General features: G+C 71.2%; 21 protein-coding genes and 1 rRNA gene. 17 read left to right on the top strand and 5 right to left on the bottom strand.

The genetic code is table 11. The features are described from left to right. The first annotated feature begins 140 nt into the window (after positions 1–140). The 9 genes from rrf (at position 141) to ACFWBN_RS28270 (ending at position 7,307) form a co-directional block, all read left to right on the top strand. Positions 141–257 (top strand): 5S ribosomal RNA (gene rrf, locus ACFWBN_RS28310). A gap of 134 nt (positions 258–391) precedes the next feature. Then, positions 392–1,045 carry an HAD family hydrolase gene (locus ACFWBN_RS28305; protein WP_385180670.1) on the top strand — a complete coding sequence of 218 codons (654 nt, stop codon included), beginning with the start codon at positions 392–394 and terminating at the stop codon, positions 1,043–1,045. Positions 1,046–1,088: 43 nt separating this feature from the next. Continuing rightward, entirely contained in the window at positions 1,089–2,300 is a 1,212-nt protein-coding gene (locus tag ACFWBN_RS28300; protein WP_385180668.1) for an MFS transporter, read from the top strand. Further along, complete coding sequence (locus ACFWBN_RS28295; RefSeq protein WP_385180665.1) at positions 2,251–3,420, top strand: acetoin utilization protein AcuC; 1,170 nt, start codon at positions 2,251–2,253, stop codon at positions 3,418–3,420. The genes ACFWBN_RS28300 and ACFWBN_RS28295 overlap by 50 nt, the downstream gene beginning before the upstream one ends. Positions 3,421–3,771: 351 nt before the next feature. After that, the gene (locus tag ACFWBN_RS28290; RefSeq protein WP_385180662.1) at positions 3,772–4,602 is read left to right on the top strand and encodes a phosphatase; all 831 of its coding nucleotides are present in this window, start codon (positions 3,772–3,774) and stop codon (positions 4,600–4,602) included. A 114-nt stretch (positions 4,603–4,716) separates the two neighbouring features. After that, on the top strand, positions 4,717–4,926 hold the full coding sequence (locus tag ACFWBN_RS28285; protein WP_008738568.1) for a helix-turn-helix domain-containing protein: 210 nt from the start codon (positions 4,717–4,719) through the stop codon (positions 4,924–4,926). A gap of 121 nt (positions 4,927–5,047) precedes the next feature. Beyond that, positions 5,048–5,146 carry a 30S ribosomal protein bS22 gene (locus ACFWBN_RS28280; protein ID WP_003948845.1) on the top strand — a complete coding sequence of 33 codons (99 nt, stop codon included), beginning with the start codon at positions 5,048–5,050 and terminating at the stop codon, positions 5,144–5,146. A gap of 95 nt (positions 5,147–5,241) precedes the next feature. Next, on the top strand, positions 5,242–6,321 hold the full coding sequence (locus ACFWBN_RS28275) for an NAD-dependent epimerase/dehydratase family protein (protein ID WP_385180659.1): 1,080 nt from the start codon (positions 5,242–5,244) through the stop codon (positions 6,319–6,321). Next, positions 6,321–7,307 (top strand): lysophospholipid acyltransferase family protein, encoded by a 987-nt coding sequence (locus ACFWBN_RS28270; RefSeq protein ID WP_385180656.1) that lies wholly within the window; start codon positions 6,321–6,323, stop codon positions 7,305–7,307. Before ACFWBN_RS28275 ends, ACFWBN_RS28270 begins: the two co-directional genes overlap by 1 nt. Before the next feature lie 86 nt (positions 7,308–7,393). On the opposite strand, the gene ACFWBN_RS28265 is transcribed toward ACFWBN_RS28270, so the two are convergent. From ACFWBN_RS28265 to ACFWBN_RS28255, 3 genes are all read right to left on the bottom strand, one after another. Beyond that, positions 7,394–8,602 carry a DUF5667 domain-containing protein gene (locus ACFWBN_RS28265; RefSeq protein ID WP_385180653.1) on the bottom strand — a complete coding sequence of 403 codons (1,209 nt, stop codon included), beginning with the start codon at positions 8,600–8,602 and terminating at the stop codon, positions 7,394–7,396. Positions 8,603–8,813: 211 nt separating this feature from the next. Beyond that, on the bottom strand, positions 8,814–9,629 hold the full coding sequence (locus tag ACFWBN_RS28260) for an ECF subfamily RNA polymerase sigma factor, BldN family (RefSeq protein WP_385180651.1): 816 nt from the start codon (positions 9,627–9,629) through the stop codon (positions 8,814–8,816). Between the two features lie 436 nt (positions 9,630–10,065). Continuing rightward, the gene (locus ACFWBN_RS28255) at positions 10,066–11,031 is read right to left on the bottom strand and encodes an HAD family hydrolase (protein WP_385180649.1); all 966 of its coding nucleotides are present in this window, start codon (positions 11,029–11,031) and stop codon (positions 10,066–10,068) included. 80 nt (positions 11,032–11,111) lie between these two features. Between ACFWBN_RS28255 and ACFWBN_RS28250 the strand changes: the two genes are divergently transcribed. The 8 genes from ACFWBN_RS28250 (at position 11,112) to ACFWBN_RS28215 (ending at position 19,698) form a co-directional block, all read left to right on the top strand. Beyond that, positions 11,112–11,390: a glutaredoxin family protein gene (locus ACFWBN_RS28250; RefSeq protein ID WP_385180645.1), complete on the top strand. Its 279-nt coding sequence runs from the start codon at positions 11,112–11,114 to the stop codon at positions 11,388–11,390. A 273-nt stretch (positions 11,391–11,663) separates the two neighbouring features. Beyond that, entirely contained in the window at positions 11,664–12,473 is an 810-nt protein-coding gene (locus tag ACFWBN_RS28245; RefSeq protein WP_385180643.1) for a redox-sensing transcriptional repressor Rex, read from the top strand. Then, entirely contained in the window at positions 12,470–14,170 is a 1,701-nt protein-coding gene (locus ACFWBN_RS28240) for a glutamyl-tRNA reductase (RefSeq protein ID WP_385180640.1), read from the top strand. Before ACFWBN_RS28245 ends, ACFWBN_RS28240 begins: the two co-directional genes overlap by 4 nt. Next, a complete protein-coding gene (hemC, locus tag ACFWBN_RS28235; RefSeq protein WP_385180636.1) occupies positions 14,167–15,135 on the top strand; it encodes a hydroxymethylbilane synthase in 969 nt (322 codons plus the stop codon). Before ACFWBN_RS28240 ends, hemC begins: the two co-directional genes overlap by 4 nt. After that, positions 15,132–16,799, top strand: a complete 1,668-nt coding sequence (locus tag ACFWBN_RS28230) for a uroporphyrinogen-III synthase (protein ID WP_385180634.1) — start codon at positions 15,132–15,134, stop codon at positions 16,797–16,799. The genes hemC and ACFWBN_RS28230 overlap by 4 nt, the downstream gene beginning before the upstream one ends. 347 nt (positions 16,800–17,146) lie before the next feature. Continuing rightward, positions 17,147–18,148 (top strand): porphobilinogen synthase, encoded by a 1,002-nt coding sequence (hemB, locus tag ACFWBN_RS28225; RefSeq protein WP_385180630.1) that lies wholly within the window; start codon positions 17,147–17,149, stop codon positions 18,146–18,148. Between the two features lie 107 nt (positions 18,149–18,255). Further along, positions 18,256–19,359, top strand: coding sequence for a hypothetical protein (locus ACFWBN_RS28220; RefSeq protein WP_385180627.1), 1,104 nt, complete (start codon positions 18,256–18,258; stop codon positions 19,357–19,359). Between the two features lie 66 nt (positions 19,360–19,425). After that, positions 19,426–19,698, top strand: a complete 273-nt coding sequence (locus ACFWBN_RS28215) for a DUF1876 domain-containing protein (RefSeq protein WP_385180624.1) — start codon at positions 19,426–19,428, stop codon at positions 19,696–19,698. A 48-nt stretch (positions 19,699–19,746) separates the two neighbouring features. Here ACFWBN_RS28215 and ACFWBN_RS28210 read toward each other — a convergent pair whose 3' ends face one another. Continuing rightward, the gene (locus ACFWBN_RS28210) at positions 19,747–20,493 is read right to left on the bottom strand and encodes an ABC transporter permease (RefSeq protein ID WP_385180621.1); all 747 of its coding nucleotides are present in this window, start codon (positions 20,491–20,493) and stop codon (positions 19,747–19,749) included. Further along, positions 20,490–21,416 carry an ATP-binding cassette domain-containing protein gene (locus ACFWBN_RS28205; protein ID WP_385180618.1) on the bottom strand — a complete coding sequence of 309 codons (927 nt, stop codon included), beginning with the start codon at positions 21,414–21,416 and terminating at the stop codon, positions 20,490–20,492. Before ACFWBN_RS28205 ends, ACFWBN_RS28210 begins: the two co-directional genes overlap by 4 nt. Positions 21,417–21,455: the final 39 nt, after the last annotated feature.

Below are 21,455 nucleotides of genomic sequence, written 5' to 3'. Positions count from 1 at the left end.
CCAGATGTGGAAGCCCGGTAACGGGTGAAGCTGACTGGTACTAATAGGCCGAGGGCTTGTCCTCAGTTGCTCGCGTCCACTGTGTTAGTTCTGAAATAACGAACAGCTGTGTCCATGCCAGCGTTCAAATTTCATAGTGTTTCGGTGGTCATAGCGTTAGGGAAACGCCCGGTTACATTCCGAACCCGGAAGCTAAGCCTTTCAGCGCCGATGGTACTGCAGGGGGGACCCTGTGGGAGAGTAGGACGCCGCCGAACAATCATTGTGGGAAAGCCCCGCACCGGATCTCTGATCCTGGTGCGGGGCTTTTCTGCGTTCCGGGCCAGAAATCCGTCGGATGCCCGGCATGGGGACGAGCGGGTCGCGGGCTGACGGCTCGTAGGGTTGGGGTATGGGCTATGACCTCGTCATCTTCGACAACGACGGCGTGCTGGTGGACAGTGAGCCGCTCGCCAACAGCATCCTCGCCGGGTACCTGTCCGAGTTGGGGCACCCGACCACCTACGAGGACTCGCTCCGCGACTACATGGGTGCCGCCGTGCACCGCGTGCACGACCTCGTGCTCGAGCGGACCGGGGCGCGGCTGCCGGACGACTTCGACGAGACCCTGCACGCGCGGACCTTCGCCGCGTTCGAGCGGGAGCTGAAGCCCGTTCCCGGGGTGGAGGAAGTGCTCGGGCTGTTGACCGCCCACGGGGTGGGGTACTGCCTGGCCTCCTCCGGGAGTCATGAGCGGATCCGCGTCGGGCTTCGGGTCGCCGGCCTGGACGGGTGGTTCGAGGAAGAGTGGATCTTCAGTTCGCAGGATGTCGGGCAGGGGAAGCCGGCGCCCGATCTCTTCCTGCACGCGGCCCGACAGATGGGCGTGGAGCCCTCGCGGTGCGTCGTCGTCGAGGACAGCCCGCTCGGGGTCGAGGCCGCCCGGGCCGCGGGCATGGACGTGTACGCGTTCACCTCGATGATGCCCGCCGACCGGCTGCCCGGGGCCACCGGGTACTTCGGGGACATGAAGCAGCTCCCGGGGCTTCTGCAACTGCCCGTGTGATCGCTCTACCCACGGGTAGCCCCGGGGCCTACGCTGTGCCGCCATGACGGTTGATGTGCGGCTACGGCGTGGGCGTGGCGCTCTGGGGTTCAGCTTCTTCGCGCAGGGTGTCGCCTTCGCGCTGCTCGTGACGCGCATCCCGGCCATCCAGCACCAGTACGGGATATCCGACGGGCTGCTGCCCGCCTTCCTCGCGGCCGTGCCGATCCTCGCGGGGGTGTCGAGCGTCGCCACCGAGCACCTCGTGAAGCGGGTCGCGCCCAGTGTGGTGCTGCGGTGGGCGCAGCCGCTGGTGCTGCTGTCGCTCCTGGGCGTCGGGGCCGGCAGCCAGATGTGGCACGTGGCGGTGGCCTTGGGGGCGTTCGGGCTGTCGGTGGGTGCGCTGGACGCCTCGATGAACATGCTCGGGGTCAGCCTGCAACGGGCTTACGGGCGCAGCATCATGCTGGGCTTCCACGCCGCCTACAGCCTCGGCGGGATCCTGGGGGCCTCGGCGGCCTGGGCCGGGGCGCACTGGCACCTGGATCTCTTCGTGAGCTACCTGCCGGCCGTGCTGGTGCTGCTGCCGCTCGGGCTGGTGGGGAGCCGGCGGTACGTCGATGCGCCGGCCGCCGAGGCCCACGAGAAGGGGCTGGGGGCCGGCGGGGCCAAGCTGTTGCTGCCGCTCTGCCTGGTGATGGCGTGCGCGTACATCGGGGATTCGACGGTGGCGAACTGGAGTGCCAAGTACCTCCAGGACGTGCTGGGGAGCTCCGAGCAGCTGGCGACCGTCCCGTACAACGTCTACATGGTGACCACCCTCATCGGGCGGGCCGTCGGGGACCTGGGCGTGCGGCGCTTCGGGGCGGCGGCCGTGGTGCGGGGCGGGACGGTGGTGGCGGCCGGCGGGTTCGCCGTCGTGGCCGGGGCGCAGGGTCCGTGGGTGGGGATGCTCGGGTTCACGCTGCTGGGGATCGGGCTGTGCGTGATCGTGCCGCAGACCTTCGCGGCGGCGGGGAGGCTGTTCCCCGGGGCGTCCGATACGGCCATCGCGCGGTTGAACATTTTCAACTACGTGGGATTCCTTGTCGGGTCGCCGCTCGTCGGGGGGATCGGGGACGCCTGGAGCTACCGCGGGGCGATGCTCGTGCCCATGGTGCTCGTGTTGATCACGCTTTTCCACGCCCGCTCGTTCGGCTCCGACCGGGCCCGATACGGTGTCGGGCATGAGCGGCCGCGGGTTGTTGATGTGGGACGAGGCGGTAACGAAGTATGACTTCGGGCCCAGCCATCCGATGGATCCGGTGCGCCTGGCCCTGACGATGGGCCTGGTGCGCGCCTTCGGGCTGGACCGGGTGCTGGAGGTACGGGCGGCCCGTGCGGCCGGGGACTCGACGCTGAGGCTCGTGCACCGGGAGGACTACGTCGCCGCGGTGCGCGAGGTGTCCGCCGACCCGGGGGTCGCCGACGGGTCGTACGGGCTGGGGACCATGGACGATCCGGCCTTCCACGGGATGCACGAGGCGTCCGCGCTGATCGCCGGGCAGTCGGTGGCGGGCGCGGAGGCGGTCTGGCGCGGGGAGGCCGAGCACGCCGTGAACTTCGCCGGCGGGCTGCACCACGCGATGCCGGGCGGGGCGGCCGGTTTCTGCGTGTACAACGACGCGGCGCTGGCCATCGCCCGGCTGCTGGAGCTGGGGGCCGAGCGGGTCGCGTACGTGGATGTCGACGTGCACCACGGGGACGGGGTGCAGGCGGCCTTCTGGGACGATCCGCGGGTGTTGACCATCTCCCTGCACGAGCATCCGCGGACGCTGTTTCCGCAGACGGGGTGGCCCGAGGAGACCGGGGGGCCGGACGCGGAGGGGTCGGCCGTGAATGTCGCGCTGCCGGCGGGGACCGGGGACGAGGGGTGGCTGCGGGCGTTCCACGCGACCGTGCCGGAGCTGCTGGCGGACTTCCGGCCGCAGGTGCTGGTGACGCAGCACGGGGCGGATACGCACTTCGAGGACCCGCTGGCCCATCTGGCGGTGTCGCTGGACGCACAGCGGGCCGTGCAGGAGGCGTGTCACGGGCTGGCGCACGAGTACGCCGGTGGGCGGTGGCTGGCGTTGGGTGGGGGCGGGTACGCGGTGGTGGACATCGTACCGCGGTCCTGGACGCATCTGGTGGGCATCGCCGGGCATCGGCCGGTGGATCCGGAGGCCGTGGTGCCGGGGGCTTGGCGGGATGAGGTGTATGCGCGGACTCGGCAGGTGGGGCCGGTGCGGATGACCGACGGGCGGCGGCCGGAGTGGCGGTCGTGGGATGCCGGTTATGACCCGGCGGATCGGATCGATCAGGCTGTGCTGGCCACTCGGCGGGCCGTGTTTCCGTTGCGGGGGATGCTGACCTGAGGCTGGGCCTGGGCCTGGGCTTGGGCCCTGCGGGGCTTGTCCCCTACCCGCCCTTCCGCCGTTCCCCGGGCTCTGCCCGGACCCGGTCCTCAAACGCCGGACGGGCTGAACTGCCCTGGGGCTCCGCCCCAGACCCCGCGCCTCAAACGCGGCGGGGCTGGATTTGCCCTCCGGGCGCCGGATTTCCCCGGCGGGGCCGGATTTGCCCTCCGGTCGCCGGATTTGCCCAGCGGGGCTGGGGCTGCCCGGCGGGGCTGGGGCTGCCCGGCGGAGCCAGAACGGCTTACGCCGACTGTGGGGCTGTTTGGCGGAATTGGTGATCCGGCAGGTGGGTTGAGGGAGCATCGGGGGGTGTTGAGCACCGGCGCGCTGCGTGCGCATCTGCTGGCCGCCCGGTTGGCCGGGACCGTTGCCACCTCGCGGGAGGAGAGCCTGCGCAGTTACCGGCTGTTCGCGGCGCGCGATCCGCGGGTGCTGCTCGGGCTGGAGCCCGAGTGGGGCTGGGGCGAGGGTGACCTGCTGAGGCTGATGGCGGAGAAGTGCGGGGTGTCGGCGGATCCGGCGCACGTCAGCGGGCCGGACGTGATCGATCCGGAGCGGACGGTGGCCGCGCTGGAGGAGTTCGCGGAGCGGCTGCGGGCGGCGGCCGAGGTGCGGGCGCCCGTGTTGTTCGGGACGGGCCATCCGCACCGGCTCCTGGGGTTCTACGCCGGGTTGGCCGAGGCGATGTCGGCGGCGGGATGTGTTGTCCTCACTCCGGCGCGGGGGGTGCATGTCGACATGGCGACCCGGTTCGGCGTACGTACGCACACCATCGATTACGTAGGGCGGGTCGCGCTGGTGCGGGAGCCCGGCGTGCGGCAGGCGGGGAGTGCCACCGGCGCACACACCCATTCGCCGCTGCCGGTTCGGATCGCTCTGGGTGCCCTGGCGGAGGCCGGCGGGCCCTTGCCCGAGCTCGTGGTGGGGGATCACGGGTGGGTCTGCGGTGCAGGTCAGTTGGGTGTGGAGGCGATCGGGCTGGCGGATACGGATGATCCGGCGCTGTTCGTCGGGGAGGCCGAGGGGCGGGTCTCGGTGGCTGTTCCGCTTGATGACGCGGTGCGTGCGGACTACTACCGGCCGCTTATGCGCTACGTGCTCGACAGAGCGAGGTTGCCGGCCGGCCAGGAGTGGCTGTAGCTCCTCTTCCCCACTCGTATCACGCGCCCCTACTCTGGGGAGTGAGCGTGCGACGACGAGGAGTAACCGGAGGGGAAGCCGGTGCCCGTCATGCGCGGAAGGTCAAGGTGTGTCATGGCTGCTGGCGAGAGGCCTCTCAGTGAGGTTCAGTTCCTGACCGTGGCGGAGGTCGCCTCGGTGATGCGAGTGTCGAAGATGACCGTGTACCGCCTGGTGCACAACGGTCATCTGCCCGCAATCCGGGTGGGCCGGTCCTTCCGGGTCCCCGAGAACGCGGTTCACGAGTACCTCCGAGAGTCCTATGTGGGGGTGGAGTCGGCCTGAGAGTGACCCCCCGGCGTCCCTCGGATTACAAGCTCAGAGCTGGGGCGGGTAGGCTAGGCCGACGTAGGTCGTGTGGGCCCAGACGCCCCGCACCAGTAAAGAGAAGTGAGCGAGGGTAGTCGTGGGCTCTGTTATCAAGAAGCGGCGCAAGCGGATGGCCAAGAAGAAGCACCGCAAGCTGCTCAAGCGCACCCGCGTCCAGCGCCGTAACAAGAAGTAAACGGCAGCTGTACGTGTTTTCCGCAGCCCCTCCACCATTCTGGTGGAGGGGCTGCGGTGCAGCCGGGGTACTTCTTCGAGGGAGGCGCTGAACTCGTGGGGAAGGTCGTACTCGTCACCGGGGCTGCCCGGCAGCTGGGCGGCCGCTTCGTGCGCCGCATCCAGCGCGACCCGGAAGTCGAGCGGGTGATCGCGGTGGACGCGGTGACGCCGCCGCACCGGCTCGGATCGGCCGAGTTCGTCCGTACGGACATCAGGCAGTCGGCGATCGCCCGCGTGCTGGCCGAGCACGCCGTGGACACGGTGGTCCATCTGGCGGTCACCGGGGGCAGCGCGGGGACCGGCGGTGCGCACAGCACCGTGAAGGAAACGAACGTCATCGGGACGATGCAGCTCCTCGGGGCCTGCCAGAAGTCGCCGACGGTGCGGCGGCTCGTGGTGAAGTCCAGTACCAGCGTGTACGGGGGCACCTCGCGGGATCCGGCCGTTTTCACCGAGACCACGGAGCCGAAATCGCTGCCGGCGGGCGGCTTCGCCAAGGACGCCGCCGAGGTCGAGGGGTACGTACGGGGCTTCGCGCGCAGGCGGCCGGACGTCGCGGTGTGCGTGCTGCGGTTCGCGAACATCCTGGGGCCCTTCGCGGACTCGGCGCTCGCCGAATACTTCTCGATTCCCGTGATGCCGACGGTGCTCGGCTACGACCCGAGGCTCCAGTTCGTCCACGAGGACGACGTCCTCGACGTGTTGCGGCTGGCGGCGCAGGAGCCGCGGCGGGGGACGCTGAACAGCGGGACCTTCAACATCGCGGGCGACGGGGTCCTGCTGCTGTCGCAGTGCGCGCGGCGGCTGGGGCGGCCGACGCTGCCGATGCTGCTGCCGGCGGTGACGTGGGTGGGGTCGGCGCTGCGGGCGGTCGGGGTGACCGATTTCTCGCCGGAGCAGATGCGGCTCCTGACGCACGGCCGGGTCGTGGAGACCACCCAAATGCGGGAGGTGCTCGGCTTCGAGCCGATGTACACGACCGTCGAGACCTTCGCGGACTTCGCGCGGAGCCGGGGGAGCGGGCTGCTGCCGCCCGAGCGGATGGGGCGGGCCGTGGAGCGGATGGCGGCCGTGCTGAATGTCGACGCGGGTGCGGATGCGCATGCGGGCGCGGATGAAGGAGCGAAGCGATAGTGGCGGACGCCAAGGTCATTCCGTTCGACGAGGACCGGCCGCGACGGCGGTCGCCGCGCAGGGTGCGGGCGGTGTCCGCGCCGGAGCCGGCGGTGGAGCCCGTGGAGCCGGCCGCTCCCGAGCCGGGTCCGGTGGAGCCGAGCGGGGATGGCTGGGACCGGCGGATCGCGGGCGGACTGTCGTTCCTTCGGCGCCGGATCACCGGTGAGTACGAGGTCGACGACTTCGGCTACGACAAGGAGCTCACCGACCAGGTCCTGATGTCCCTGATGCGGCCCCTGTACGAGAAGTACTTCCGGGTCGAGGTGAAGGGGATCGAGAACATCCCGGCCGAGGGCGGGGCGCTGATCGTGGCGAACCATTCGGGGACGCTGCCGCTGGACGGCCTGATGATGCAGGTGGCGGTGCACGACCACCATCCGGCGCAGCGGCACCTGCGGTTGCTGGCGGCGGACCTGGTGTTCATGCTGCCGGTGGTGAACGAGCTGGCGCGGAAGGCCGGGCACACGCTTGCCTGCGCGGAGGACGCGCAGCGGCTGCTGGAGGCCGGGGAGCTGGTCGGGGTGATGCCGGAGGGCTTCAAGGGGATAGGGAAGCCGTTCGGGGACCGGTACAAGCTGCAGCGGTTCGGGCGGGGCGGGTTCGTGTCGACGGCGCTGCGGGCGGGGACGCCGATCGTGCCGTGCTCGATCGTGGGGGCGGAGGAGATCTACCCGATGGTCGGCAACGCGAAGACGCTGGCGCGGCTGCTGGGGATTCCGTACTTCCCGATCACGCCGACGTTTCCTTGGCTGGGGCCGTTGGGGGCGGTGCCGTTGCCGACGAAGTGGACGATCCAGTTCGGTGAACCGATCCCGACGGACGGGTATGCGGCTGAGGCGGCGGATGATCCGATGCTGATGTTCAACCTGACGGATCAGGTGCGGGAGCAGATTCAGCACACGCTGTACAAGTTGCTGGTGCAGCGGCGGTCCGTGTTCTTCTGACGCGCCGTTGCCGGGGCTCCGCCCCGGACCCCGCGCCTCAAACGCCGGCGAGGCTGGAATTGTCCAGCCTCGCCGGCGTTTGCGTGCTACTCCGCGTCCTCCGCGTTGATGCCCAGGCCCGGGAGGAGGCCCGGGAGGAGGGGTGGGAGGGTGATGTCCGGCTTGGGGAGTTCCGGAGTGCCCGGGGTGGGCGGGGCGGACTGGCCCTGGGGCGGGTTCAGCAGGTCGCCCGTGCCGCCCAGGAGGCCACCCGTGGTCGGGGGTCGGCTGCCGGTGCCCGAGGGGGACGGCGTGGGGCTGCCCGACGGGGTGCCGGTGGCGGGGGCCGACTGCTGCTTGGCGCCCGGGGTGCCCGGTTTGGCCGGGGTGCCGGGTGAGCTGGAGCCGCGGGTCTGCTCCGGTGGCTTGGGGAGCAGGCCTTGGAGCGGCGCCACGTCTTCGTCTATGGCCTGGAACACCGATTCCACCTCGCCGCCCACGTCCGTGAGCTGCGGGGGAAGGTTCGACCGCAGTCGCCCCCACGTGTCGCGGTGGGAGCGGGAGAACGCCGACAGCGCCTGGATCGGGCCGAGCGAGCCGTCCCGTTCGTACGCCGCCTGGAGGAGCCGGTGGCCCTCCGAGGCGTCGTGCTTCATGCCCGCCAGTGCTCGGCGGATCTCGCCCAGGGCCTCGTGGTCCAGGATGTTGCCGCCCCGGCCGCGCTCCATCAGCCTGCGGGCCTCCGACAGGCGGTTCGAGGCCTGGTCGAGATAGAGCTCGCCCCGGTCCGAATCGTCCTCGGCCATCCCCAGCTTCAGGTCCTCCATGCCCCGTTTGACCGGGTAGAGGGAGTCACCGGGTAGGGCGTCGGTGCTGGCAGCGGCCACTCCGCTGAAGGCCCCTGCGGCCACACCCACGGTGAGTCCGCCCGCTGCGATGCCCTTGGACCAGCGGGAGCGGGGCCGCAATTTCCGGAGCGAGGTCGCCCGGTGGGCGCCGCGGCCGGTCCGCTGTTCGGGCACCAGAGGGTCCGATGCGGCACCGCCCCCGGCCCTTTCCTCCAACACCATGGCCTCCATGGCGGCAACGAGCTGGGCTCGCTGCACCACTTTGACCTCGGGGTCCAGCACCGGGCGCGGCATACGTTCGCCGAGCACGCTCGCCAGGGCCAACAACCGGTCGTGGTCGGCAGGTTCGGCAGGTGCCTCGGACTGCTCGGCCGCCGGGTCCGGTTCCGAAAGGTCGGACGGGGTCCGATCCTCCAGGGCCTGGGCGAAGGCGTTCGCCCGCCGGTGCGGAGTCACGTTCGCGATCACTGGCGGCACCTCCTCTCGTCATGACGATCGACTCCCCAAGGTGTCCGGAAGGTTGCCTTCCTTGAGCACATCCACACTTTCGAGTGAGCGGCTTCGGGCAGGGCGTGTCCACAGGGAGCCTGCATTCCGCACAACGAGCGTCGCGGCACTTGGGTTACGGACGAAGGATGATCGGACCACAGCGTCATACAAGGGTCACCGGGTGTGAGTATCAGCGGGCGTCTTCGGGAAGCAGGCGGGCCAGGGTGCGGACCGCCCGGTACTGGAGCGTCTTGATGGCGCCTTCGTTCTTCCCCATCACCCGGGCCGTCTCGGCGACCGAGAGGCCCTGCAGGAAGCGCAGGGTCACGCACTCCTGCTGCTGCGGATTGAGTTTCCGTACGGCCTCCAGCAGGGCCGCGTTGGAGAGGGATTCCAGGACGGAGTCCTCGGGGGACCGTTCCACCTCGTTGGCGTCCAGCATCTCGCCCGTGGTCACTTCCAGGCGGAAGCGGCTGGACTTGAAGTGGTCCGCCACCAGGTTGCGGGCGATCGTCACCAGCCAGGCGCCGAAGTCGCGGCCCTGCCAGGTGAAGGTGGAGATGCGGCGCAGCGCGCGCAGGAAGGTCTCGCTGGTGAGATCCTCCGCGGTCGCCTTGCCGCCGACGCGGTAGTAGATGTAGCGGTAGACCGTGTCGCTGTACTGGTCGTAGAGGCGGCCGAAGGCCTCGGCCTCGCCGGCCTGGGCGCGTTCGACCAGGTCCATCATGCGGGCCTGGTCGCTGTCCGCGGTGGGGCGGCGGGGGGCGGCCTGCGTGCTCGTGCCGGCGGCTCCGGTCGCGGCCGCGGCCGTACGACCTCGTCTGCCCACCGTCGCTCCGCCGTCCGTCAGGGCATAGCAAGGGCCGGCCGGGCCGAGACCGGCAGGGACCGCGGCGGCGAAGGCGGGGACGGCGTACGCGGTGGGGACGAAGCCGCGCAGGTGGTCGAGGACCGTTGCGCGCAGCGTAGCCAGGCCCGAGGCGTCAACCCCGACAGGTGGGTACACGGGACTCCCAGAGGCAGAGCTTCCATCACGTGCAGTGCGGGACCGTTCACCCGTCGTGGCGACAGATGGCCGGTGGCATGCGTTTGAGGAGAATAACGCTTCGTACAGGCAGCGCTACACCCAGTTGCTCAAATCACCGGTTCCGACACTTCTGTTGCGTGTCGAGGGCATATTCAGTCGCGGTTGGTGATCGATTCTTGATCACTTGGGTGTGCGGAATGGTCGCTTCCAGGGGAGCGTGCGACCGAGTCGGGCAGGGCGGAATGCCGGGTCCCGTCCGGGGGTAGGGCTGGGGGAATGTGTGGGTGCGGCGCCGTTGCTGGGGCTCCGCCCCAGACCCCGCGCCTCAAACGCCGGCGGGGCTGAAATGGCCCGGCGCCGTTGCTGGGGCTCCGCCCCAGACCCCGCGCCTCAAACGCCGGCGGGGCTTGATTGGCTACTTGCGGCGGCGGTGCAGGGCGATGGCGGCGGCCGCGCCGCCCGCGATCGCGCCGACGCCGGCGGCCGCCGGGACGCCGACCTTCACGGCCTTGCGGCCGGTGCGATAGTCGCGCAGCCGCCAGTCGTGGGTCCGGGCATGCTTGCGCAGTTTTGTGTCGGGATTGATCGCGTACGGATGTCCGACCAGCGACAGCATCGGGATGTCGTTGTGCGAATCGCTGTACGCGGCGCAGCGTTCGAGATCCAGGCCCTCGGCCGTGGCCAGGGCGCGGACCGCCTCCGCCTTGGCGGGGCCGTGCAGGGGTTCGCCGACCAGGCGGCCGGTGTAGATGCCGTCGACGGATTCGGCGACGGTGCCCAGCGCCCCGGTCAGGCCGAGCCTGCGGGCGATGATCGTGGCGGTCTCGACGGGCGCGGCGGTGACCAGCCACACCTTCTGGCCGGCGTCGAGGTGGGCCTGGGCCAGGGCGCGGGTGCCCGGCCAGATCCGCTCGGCCATGTACTCGTCGTAGATCTCCTCGCCGATGGCCATCAGTTCGGAGACCTTGTGGCCCTTGACGATGGACAGGGCGCTGTCGCGGGCGTCCTGCATGTGCTCGGGGTCCTCGACCCCGGCGAGCCGGAACCAGGCCTGCTGCCAGGCGAAGCGGGCGAGCTCGCGGCGGCGGAAGAACTCGCGCTTGTAGAGGCCGCGGCCGAAGTGGAAGATCGCGGCGCCCTGCATGACGGTGTTGTCGAGGTCGAAGAAGGCGGCGGCGAGGTCGTCGCCGGCGACCGGGAACTCGGCCTCTTCCTCTTCGCCCGTCAGGGCTTCGAGGTCGGTGTCGAGGTCGGGCGCCGTGACGTGCGGGGTTTCTGCCAGCGCTGTCTTCCGCGCGGCCTCGGCAGAGGCCTCGCCTGCCAGTACGCTCCGCGCGCTCGCGGAGCGCCTACGGGGGGTGAGCCATCCGAGAGCGGCCATGCGGCGAGCATAGCCACTGTGTTCGGGAGTTCTCGAACCGATGGGAAACGGAGGCGTTAACACTTCGGGAGAATGGTGTCATGAGCCCTTTGTTGCGCCGCAAGGAAAAGAAGCGTCCCGCGGAGCGGATGGTGACGCTCGTCGGGAAGCCGGGATGCCACCTGTGCGACGACGCACAGGTGGTCATCGAGGAGATCTGCGCGGAGACCGGTGCGCAGTGGGAGAAGAAGGACATCTCGCAGGACGAGGAGCTCTACCGGCTGTATTGGGAGCAGATTCCCGTCGTGCTCGTGGACGGCGAACAGCACACCTTCTGGAGGGTGAACCCGGACCGGCTGCGGCGGGCGTTGGGGGGCTGACCCGCTTCCCGGTTACCATCATGGGCGATTTATGGGGTCTCGGGGGCGTATCTGTGAGGAGTGTGTACGGTTTTGCCCCCTTCTGGATTTGAACGGGTTCGGCGTGCCGTCGGTTCCGACCTCGCTCGCCTCAGTTGCGTGACCCCGGTCACTTTGGTCGGACAAAGCGGACACAATCTTTGTGCACGCGTTCACAAAGGCATAGCCTGCTGTCGACGGGGCGGTCCTGGGACAAGTGGCCGCCTGCAGCCCCGCTCATCCCGCAGGAGCATCGTGGCAACTGGCCGAACTCACCGACCGGCGACCCGCAGCCGAGGTATTCCCGAGGCCACTGTCGCCCGGCTTCCGCTGTACCTGCGCGCGCTCACCGCGCTCTCCGAGCGATCGGTGCCGACGGTGTCCTCCGAGGAGCTCGCGGCCGCCGCCGGAGTCAACTCCGCGAAGCTGCGCAAGGACTTCTCGTACCTCGGTTCCTACGGGACGCGCGGCGTCGGCTACGACGTCGAGTACCTCGTCTACCAGATCTCCCGCGAGCTCGGGCTGACCCAGGACTGGCCGGTTGTCATCGTCGGCATCGGTAACCTCGGCGCCGCGCTGGCCAACTACGGCGGTTTCGCGTCGCGCGGGTTCCGCGTGGCCGCGCTGATCGACGCCGACCCGGCGATGGCCGGCAAGCCGGTGGCCGGGATGCCCGTGCAGCACACCGATGATCTGGAGAAGATCATCGAGGAGAACGGCGTCTCGATCGGCGTCATCGCGACGCCGGCCGGTGCGGCCCAACAGGTCAGCGAGCGGCTGATCGCCGCCGGTGTCACTTCCATCTTGAACTTCGCGCCCACGGTGCTCTCGGTGCCGGAGGGTGTCGACGTGCGCAAGGTCGACCTCTCGATCGAGCTCCAGATCCTCGCCTTCCACGAGCAGCGCAAGGCCGGCGAGGAAGCCGCCGCCGCCGCTGCCGCGGGCGGCTCCTCCGTGGGCGGCGCCGCCCCCGCCGCGGCCGTGGTGCCGCCGGCCGGGCGCGCGGCCGCCGAGGCGCGCAAGGGCAACCCCGAGGGCGACGTGCCGGCGGTGATGCCGGCATGAGTCTGCTCGTCGTCGGTCTGAGCCATCGCAGCGCGCCCGTGAGCGTGCTGGAGCGGGCCTCGCTGTCCGCTGACGCCAAGATCAAGCTGCTGCACGACACGCTGGCCGCCGAGCCGGCGGCCGAGGCGGCCGTGCTCGCCACGTGCAACCGGATCGAGCTGTACGCGGACGTGGACAAGTTCCACGCGGGTGTCGCGGAGCTGTCCACCTTGCTGGCGCAGCACAGTGGTGTCGCGCTGGAGGAGCTCACGCCGTACCTGTACGTGCACTACGAGGACCGGGCCGTGCACCACCTGTTCTCGGTGGCGTGCGGGCTGGACTCGATGGTCGTGGGCGAGGGGCAGATCCTCGGCCAGATCAAGGACGCGCTGGCGCTGGGGCAGGAGCTGCACACCGCCGGGCGGCTGATCAACGACCTCTTCCAGCAGGCGCTGCGGGTCGGCAAGCGGGCGCACTCCGAGACCGGGATCGACCGGGCCGGGCAGTCGCTGGTGACGTTCGGTCTTGAGCAGCTCGCCGTGCACCGTCCGGTGGGCGAGTGGGCCGCCGGGAAGCGGGCGCTGGTGATCGGCGCCGGGTCGATGTCCTCGCTGGCGGCGGCGACGCTGGCGCGGGTGGGTGTGGCCGAGGTCGTGGTGGCGAACCGGACCGCCGAGCGGGCGGAGCGGTTGGCTGAGATTCTGGTTGCCTCGGGCACCGGGGTCGCTGCGCTGGCCATTCCGATGGGTGCGGTTGCCGATGAGCTGGCTCGGGTTGATGTGGTGGTGTCCTGCACCGGGGCCACTGGGCTCGTGCTGACCGCCGATGACGTGCTCGCCGCCGTGTCCTGGGGCTCTGCCCCAGACCCCGCGCCTCAAACGCCGGCGGGGCTGGATATGTCCCCGGCGAGGCTGGATGTGGCTCCCGCTGTGGCGTCGGCCGACGCCACAGGGCTGAACCCCGAGGTGGTGGCTCGGTTGGCTGCTGCCGCCGAAGGTGGGAAGCGGTTGGCCGATGCCGGGGCGGTGCGGACCATCAGTGCTGCCGCGGAGGCGGACGGGTGTCCCGTCGGGGTCGCCGATGGGCGGGCCGCGCTGACCGGGGTCGATGCCAACTCGCTTGAGTTGCACGGGACCTGGGCCGATCAGGGTGAGGCCGCCGCGCAGCGGCAGCCTCGTAAGGCGGTCCGGAATCTCGTGGACGGGGCCGTTGCCACGCGGCTGGCGCTGCTTGATCTGGCCATGCCGCGGGACATCGACGCCGCTGTGCACCGGATTCCCGGTGTGCGGTTGGTTGACATCGAAAGCCTGGCCGAGGCTTCTGCCGATGCGCCCATGGCGGCCGATGTGGATGCCGTGCGGGCGATAGTCACCGATGAGGTGGCCGCGTTCGGGGCCGCCCAGCGGGCCGCGCACATCACCCCCACCGTGGTCGCGCTGCGCGCGATGGCGGCCGAGGTCGTGGCCATGGAAGTGGCCCGGCTCGACGGGCGGGTACCCGATCTCGACGAGCGGCAGCGGGCCGAGGTCACCCAGACCGTGCGCCGCGTCGTCGACAAACTGCTCCACGCGCCGACCGTGCGCGTCAAGCAGCTCGCGAGCGAGCCCGGCGGCGCCGGGTACGCCGAGGCGCTGCGCGAACTTTTCGATCTCGACCCGCAGACGGTGGCCTCCGTCAGTCAGGCCGACAAGAACGACGATCCAGGACGGGCATCATGAACCCACGTCTCGACCAGCCCCTCCGGCTCGGCACGCGGCGAAGCAAGCTGGCCATGTCCCAGTCGGGCCATGTCGCCGAGGCCGTACGGGCGATCACCGGCCGCCCCGTGGAGCTCGTGGAGATCACGACCTACGGTGACGTGTCGCGGGAGCACCTCGCGCAGATCGGCGGGACGGGCGTCTTCGTCACGGCCCTGCGCGACGCGCTGCTGCGCGGCGAGGTCGACTTCGCCGTGCACTCGCTGAAGGACCTGCCGACGGCGCAGCCCGACGACCTCGTGATCGCGGCCATGCCGCAGCGCGAGGACGCGCGGGACGCGCTCGTGGCGCGGGACGGGCTGACCTTCGAGCAGCTGCCCGACGGTGCGCGGATCGGCACCGGATCGCCGCGGCGGACGGCCCAGCTGAACCACTACGCCCGTTCCCTCGGCAAGCGGATCGAGACCGTGCCGATCCGCGGGAACGTGGACACGCGCATCGGGTTCGTGCGCGACGGCGAGCTGGATGCCGTCGTGCTCGCCGCCGCCGGGCTCAACCGGATCGGGCGCGGTGATGAAGCGACCGAACTGCTCGCGGTCGACCACATCCTGCCCGCTCCCGGCCAGGGTGCCCTGGCCGTGGAGTGCCTCGCGTCCAACGCGGACCTCATCGCCGCGCTCGGCGAGCTCGACGACCCGTACACCCGGGCCGCCGTGACCGCCGAGCGTTCCCTGCTCGCCGCCCTGGAGGCCGGCTGCAGCGCACCCGTGGGCGCGCTCGCCGACCTGTTGGCCGACGGGCAGATTGTCAATGAAATGCGCCTGCGCGGCGTCGTCGGAACCCTCGACGGCTCGACGCTGGTGCAGCTGTCCACCACCGGTCCCGTGCCCCAGTCGTACGACGAGGCCATGGCGCTCGGCCGCGAACTCGCGGACGAGATGCTGGCCAAGGGCGCGGCCGGTCTGATGGGGGAGCGATCGCTTTGAACCCCTCAAGTCCGACCACCTCCGCTTTTCCGGCCGTCGCCGCCCACGGACACGTCACCTTCCTCGGTGCCGGCCCCGGCGACCCGGGTCTGCTGACGCTGCGCGCCGTCGAGGCGCTCGCGGCCGCGGACGTACTGATCGCGGAGCCCGACGTGCTCGACGTCGTACGTACGCATGCCCGGGCGGGTGTGGACACGCCGCAGCTGACGATCGCTGACGAAGTGTCAGCAGCCGCCGGGGTGCCGGTGATCCGGGACGCCGCCAATCTTGTCATGGAGGCCGCACGCTCCGGCAGGCGGGTCGTCCGTGCCGTCACCGGCGACCCCGGGCTCGACGGGAACGCGGCCGGCGAGATGCTGGCCTGCGCCACCGAGGGCATCCCCTTCGAGGTGGTGCCGGGTGTCGCGACGGCCGTCGGCGTGCCCGCGTACGCGGGTGTGCCGCTGCGGGGCGAGCAGGGCGCGGACGTCCGGTTCGTCGACGCCCGCAACGCGTCGGCGCGCTGCTGGAGCGAGGTGGGTGCCAGCGACGGGATCCTCGTCGTCTCCGCCACCCTGGAGACGGTGTCGGCCGCGGCCTCCGAGCTGGTGAGTGCGGGGCGCAAGCCCGACACCCCGCTGACGGTGACCGTCGCCGGTACGACCACGCGGCAGCGGACCTGGTCCGCGACGCTGGGGACCATCGCCCAGGTGTTCAAGCAGGGCAAGGTGCTGCCGTCGCCCGAGGGCGCCCGGCCGGTCATAGCCGTGGTCGGTGAGCACAGCGCCGCCGCGCGGCGTGAGGACATGGCCTGGTTCGAGTCGAAGCCGCTGTTCGGCTGGCGGGTCCTCGTGCCGCGCACCAAGGAGCAGGCCGCCTCGCTCTCCGACCAGCTGCGTTCGTACGGCGCGGTGCCGCACGAGGTGCCGACCATCGCCGTGGAGCCGCCGCGGACCCCGCAGCAGATGGAGCGGGCCGTGAAGGGGCTGGTGACGGGCCGGTACGAGTGGATCGCTTTCACGAGCGTCAACGCCGTGAAGGCGGTGCGCGAGAAGTTCGAGGAGTACGGGCTCGACGCGCGGGCCTTCGCGGGCATCAAGGTTGCCGCGGTGGGCGAGCAGACCGCCGCCGCGCTGGTGGAGTTCGGTGTGAAGCCGGACCTCGTGCCGAGCGGGGAGCAGTCCGCGGCCGGGCTGCTGGAGGACTGGCCGCCGTACGACCCGGTCTTCGACCCGATCGACCGGGTGTTCCTGCCGCGGGCGGACATCGCGACCGAGACGCTGGTCGCCGGGCTGATCGAGCTCGGGTGGGAGGTCGACGACGTCACCGCCTACCGGACGGTGCGGGCGTCGCCGCCGCCGGCGGACACGCGCGAGGCGATCAAGGGGGGCGGGTTCGATGCCGTTCTCTTCACATCGTCGTCTACGGTGCGGAACCTGGTCGGTATCGCCGGGAAGCCGCACAACGTGACCGTGATCGCGTGTATCGGGCCGGCGACGGCCAAGACGGCGGAGGAGCACGGGCTGCGGGTGGACGTGCTGTCGCCCGAGCCGTCGGTTTCGAAGCTGGCGGAGGCGCTGGCCGAGTACGGGGCGGCGCGGCGTGAGGCGGCCAAGGAGGCCGGGGAGTCGGTGTTCCGGCCGAGTGAGCGGCGGCCGGGGGCTCGGCGTCGGCGCACCACCTAGCCGTACACCTAGCGGTGGGCTGAGCGGGAACGAGGGCGGGGCCCGGTGCGATTGCGCCGGGCCCCGCCCTCGTCCGCTGTCCAGGCAGCGGCCTGCCGGCCGCCCCGGGGCTCCGCCCCGGACCCCGCGCCTCAAACGCCGGCGGGGCTGGATGTGCCGCCGGCGAGGCTGGATGTGCCGCTGGCGGGGCTGGGTTTGGCCGCACCTGCGAGCGCAGATGAGCCAAAATCCAGCCCCTCCGGCGTTTGAGGAGCGGGGTGCGGGGCGGAGCCCCGGATCTTTGGGCCGCGCCCGCGCAGCCCCTAGGCTTGTTGGGACTGTTCTCGAGGCTCGAAGAGGCGAATGACATGGGCACGTACGGATCCTTCCCCGGCTCGCGGCCGCGCCGGCTGCGGACCACCCCGGCCATGCGGCGGATGGTCGCGGAGAACCGGCTGCATCCCTCGGACCTGATCCTGCCGGCGTTCGTGCGGGAGGGGATCTCCGAGCCGCTGGCGATCTCGGCGATGCCGGGCGTGGTCCAGCACACGCGGGACACGCTGCGGAAGGCGGCCGTGGAGGCGGTCGAGGCGGGCGTCTCGGGGATCATGCTCTTCGGGGTCCCGGCGGACGAGAACAAGGACGCGCTGGGCACGGCGGGCACCGAGCCGGACGGGATCCTGCAGGTCGCCATTCGCGATGTGAAGGCCGAGGTCGGGGATGATCTGGTGATCATGTCCGATCTGTGTCTCGACGAGTACACGGACCATGGGCATTGTGGGGTGCTCGACGAGAACGGGCGCGTCGACAACGACGCGACCCTGGAGCGGTACGCCGAGATGGCGCAGGTCCAGGCAGACGCGGGCGTTCACGTGGTCGGGCCCAGCGGGATGATGGACGGCCAGGTCGGCGTCATCCGGGACGCGCTCGACGAGACCGGGCACGAGGACGTGTCCATCCTGGCGTACACGGCCAAGTACTCGTCCGCCTTCTACGGGCCCTTCCGCGAGGCCGTCGCGTCCTCGCTGCAGGGTGACCGCAAGACCTACCAGCAGGACCCGGCGAACGCCCGCGAGTCGCTGCGCGAGCTGGCGCTGGACCTGGAGGAGGGCGCCGACATGGTCATGGTCAAGCCGGCCGGCCCGTACCTCGACATCCTGTACCGGGTCGCGCAGACGGTGGACGTGCCGGTGGCCGCGTACCAGATCAGCGGCGAGTTCGCGATGATCGAGGCGGCCGCGGAGAAGGGCTGGATCGAGCGGGACCGGGCCATCCTGGAGACCCTGCTGGGCATCAAGCGAGCCGGCGCCGACACGATCCTCACCTACTGGGCCACCGAGGTGGCGGGCTGGCTCCGCGAAACCCGCTGACCGCAACCGGCAGCGTCAACTGGTTCGTCTTTGGGGCCGGTTGGGCTACGTTGACGGTGGGGGTGGGGGAACTGAACGGATTCACGGGCGTCTTACGGGTCCCGGGCATGCGGCGGAGGCTGCTGGTCACGCTCGGCGCGGTGCTGCTGTTCCGGCTGGGGCAGAACCTGCCCGTGCCGGGCGTGGAGGGAGTGGATGGCGTGCTGCCGGGCGGCCCGGGCGGCGGCCTCCTGGACCTGTTCACCGGCGGCGGCCTGCACGGCCCCTCCGCCCTCGCGCTCGGCGTGCTGCCGCTCTACGCCGCGAGCGTGCTGCTCGCGCCCTTTCCGAAGGCCGACCGCTACCGGCGGGCGCTCACGCTCGGCCTCGGCGTTCTCGGGGGCACGGTGGTGGCGGTCGCCGCCGCCGCCGACGGGACGCCCTTGCTCAGGCTCGTCGTCCTGGCGGTTTGTGTCGCCGCCGGTACGGCGGTCGCCCTGCGGCTGGCCGAGGTGATCAGCGACCGCGGGCTGGGGGACGGGCCCTCGCTGCTGCTCCTGACCCAGTTCGCCGCGGTGTTCCCCGGCCAGGTGCGGGCGGCCGACAGCGGTCCGGCCCTGGTCGTCGTCCCCGCCGTGGGACTCGTCGTCGTCCTCGCCGTCGTCACGGCACGGCAGGCCCAGCGGCGCGTACCGGTGCAGCGGGCGAAGGGCATGCGGGGCCGCTGGCGGCACTCGACCGACACCGTCCACATTCCGATCCGCGTGGACCAGGCCGGCTACAACCCCATGGTGTGGGCCTGCCTGCTGGTGTCCGTCCCCGCCTGGCTGTGGTGGCCGTCCGCCCTCTGGTACCTGCCGGTCGCGTTCGTCGCCGTCGTCCTCGGCATGTACGTGTGCGCGCTGCGGGTCCTGGACCCCGGGGAGGTCGCCCGGGACATCGAGCGGCAGGGCGGCTTCGTCCCGGGCATCCGGCCGGGGCCGCCGACCGCCGCCTACCTGGGCCACGTACGGTCCCGGCTGGCCCGGTGCAACGGCCTGTACTCCGGCTTCCTCGTCCTGCTCCCCATGACGGCCCTGGCCGCGCTCGGCATCGACGCCGACGCCCCGCTCAGCGCCCCCGGGATCCTGGCCGCCACCGGGGTCGGGATGATCGTCGCCCGGGCCGTGGCCCAGGAGGCCGAGACCGCGAACCTCATGCACCGGTACGAGCCCGTGGTGCGCCAGTCCTAGCGCTCGCGTACGCGGCACCGGGGGCGCACCCTGGAAGTCAAAGGGTGACCCTGGAGGTGATGCACCATGTCCACGCTGGTCGGGTGGCATGTGGAGCTGGAATTCACCGAGGAAGGCCACCGCACGAGTGCGGCGGCCATGGTCAGACTCGGTGACGGCAATGAGGTGAAGGCGCGCGGCTACGCCCTGCGTCACCCGTCCGACCCGGAGCAGCTGAGGGTCGGAGAGGAGATCGCGGGAGCCCGTGCGCTCATGGATCTCGCGACGCAGCTGCTGACGAAGGCACACGGTGAGATCGACGAGGTGACCGGGCGGCATTCGTATCCGCTGAGCCGCTGATTCACCTTCGTGGCAGGGCGGTCCAGGCCGCAGTGGCCGGGCCGCCCGTCACCGTGTCCGGCGGCGGAACAGGACGGCCGTCAGGGCCACGGCGAGGACCGTGATGGCCGCGCACCAGGCCAGGGCGACGTACGGGGCGTTCCCCGCGGGCCGGTCCAGGAGCAGGGCGCGGAGGGATTCGATCACCGGGGTGAGCGGCTGGTGGTCGGCGAAGCCGTGGAGCCAGCCCGGCATGGTGTCGATGGGGACGAAGGCGCTGGACGGGTAGGGCAGGAACATCATCAGGAACGTGAACCCGCCCGCCCCCTCGGGGGACTTGGCGAGCAGGCCGAGGGCCGCGGCCAGCCAGGAGATCGCCGTGATGTAGGCGATGAGGAGCCCGGCGGCGGCGAGGAAGGCGGGGGCGCCGGCCTGGGGGCGGAAGCCGATGGCGAGGGCGACGGCGAGGACCAGGGTCGTGGAGAGCAGGTTGCGCGCGACCGAGGCCGTGACGTGCCCGGTCAGGATGGGGATGCCGCCGATGTCCAGGGAGCGGAAGCGGTCGATGACGCCGCCCCGCATGTCGTCGGCGACGCTCACGGCCGTGCTCGCCGCCCCGAAGCCCGCGCAGAGCAGCATGGCTCCCGGCACGACGTACGTGACGTACGCGGTGCCGGTGTCGATGGCCCCGCCGAAGAAGTAGACGAAGATCAGCATCAGCATGACGGGCAGCATCAGCGCGGTGATCAGGGCGTCGGGCTGCCGGCTGCTGATGCGCAGGCTGCGGCCGGCGAGGGCGAGGGCGTTGGTGCTCATGGGGCGGCTCCCGTCAGGGTGAGGAACACGTCGTCGAGGGTGGCGCTGCGGACCGCGAAGCGGTCGACGGTGGTGCGGTCGGGGTCGAGTTCGTCGAGCAGGGCGCGCACGTGGGCGGCAGTGCCGTCGGTGGGCAGGCCGAGGGTGAGCTCCTCGGGGGCGTGGTGGACGGCGCGCGGGGCGAGCGTGTCGTAGGCGGCCCGGGTGGTGAGGATCAGGTCGAGCCGGTGCCCGGCGACGCGGGACTTGAGCTCGGCCGGGGTGCCCTCGGCGGCGATCCGCCCGTCGGCGAGGACGGCGACGCGGTCGGCGAGCCGGTCGGCCTCCTCCAGGTACTGGGTGGTGAGCAGCACGGTCGTGCCGTCGGCGCGCAGTTCCCGTACGAGGTCCCACAGGTCCTGGCGGCTGCGCGGGTCGAGGCCGGTGGTGGGCTCGTCGAGGAAGAGCACCTCGGGCCGGGAGACCAGGCTCGCGGCGAGGTCGAGGCGCCGGCGCATGCCGCCCGAGTACGTCTTCGCGGTGCGCCCGGCGGCCTCCGCGAGCCCGAAGCGGTCGAGCAGCTCGTCGGCGCGGGTACGGGCGGCGCGCGGGGAGAGCCCGGAGAGCCGGCCCATCATGCGGAGGGTCTCGGCGCCGGTCTGGAGCTCGTCGACGGCCGCGAACTGCCCGGCGAGGCTGATGCGTTCGCGGACGAGGCCCCGATCGGCGGTGATGTCGTGGCCGGCGATGAGGGCGGTGCCGGAGTCGGGGGCGGTGAGGGTGGCCAGGATCCGGACGGTGGTCGTCTTGCCGGCGCCGTTGGGTCCGAGGAGGGCGAGGACGCTGCCGCGCGGGACGGCCAGGTCGATGCCGTCGAGGACGCGGAGGTCGCCGTAGGACTTGGTCAGGGCGGAGGCGTACACCCCGAGGCCGTATGTGGTCATCGGACCACGCTCCCTTCTGCGTATGGGTTACGCGCTTCT

The organism is Streptomyces sp. NPDC059989, assembly GCF_042736975.1.
Lineage (GTDB): Bacteria > Actinomycetota > Actinomycetes > Streptomycetales > Streptomycetaceae > Streptomyces.
Note: the sequence above shows the minus strand (reverse complement) of the source record. Positions and strands in the feature narration are given on the sequence as shown.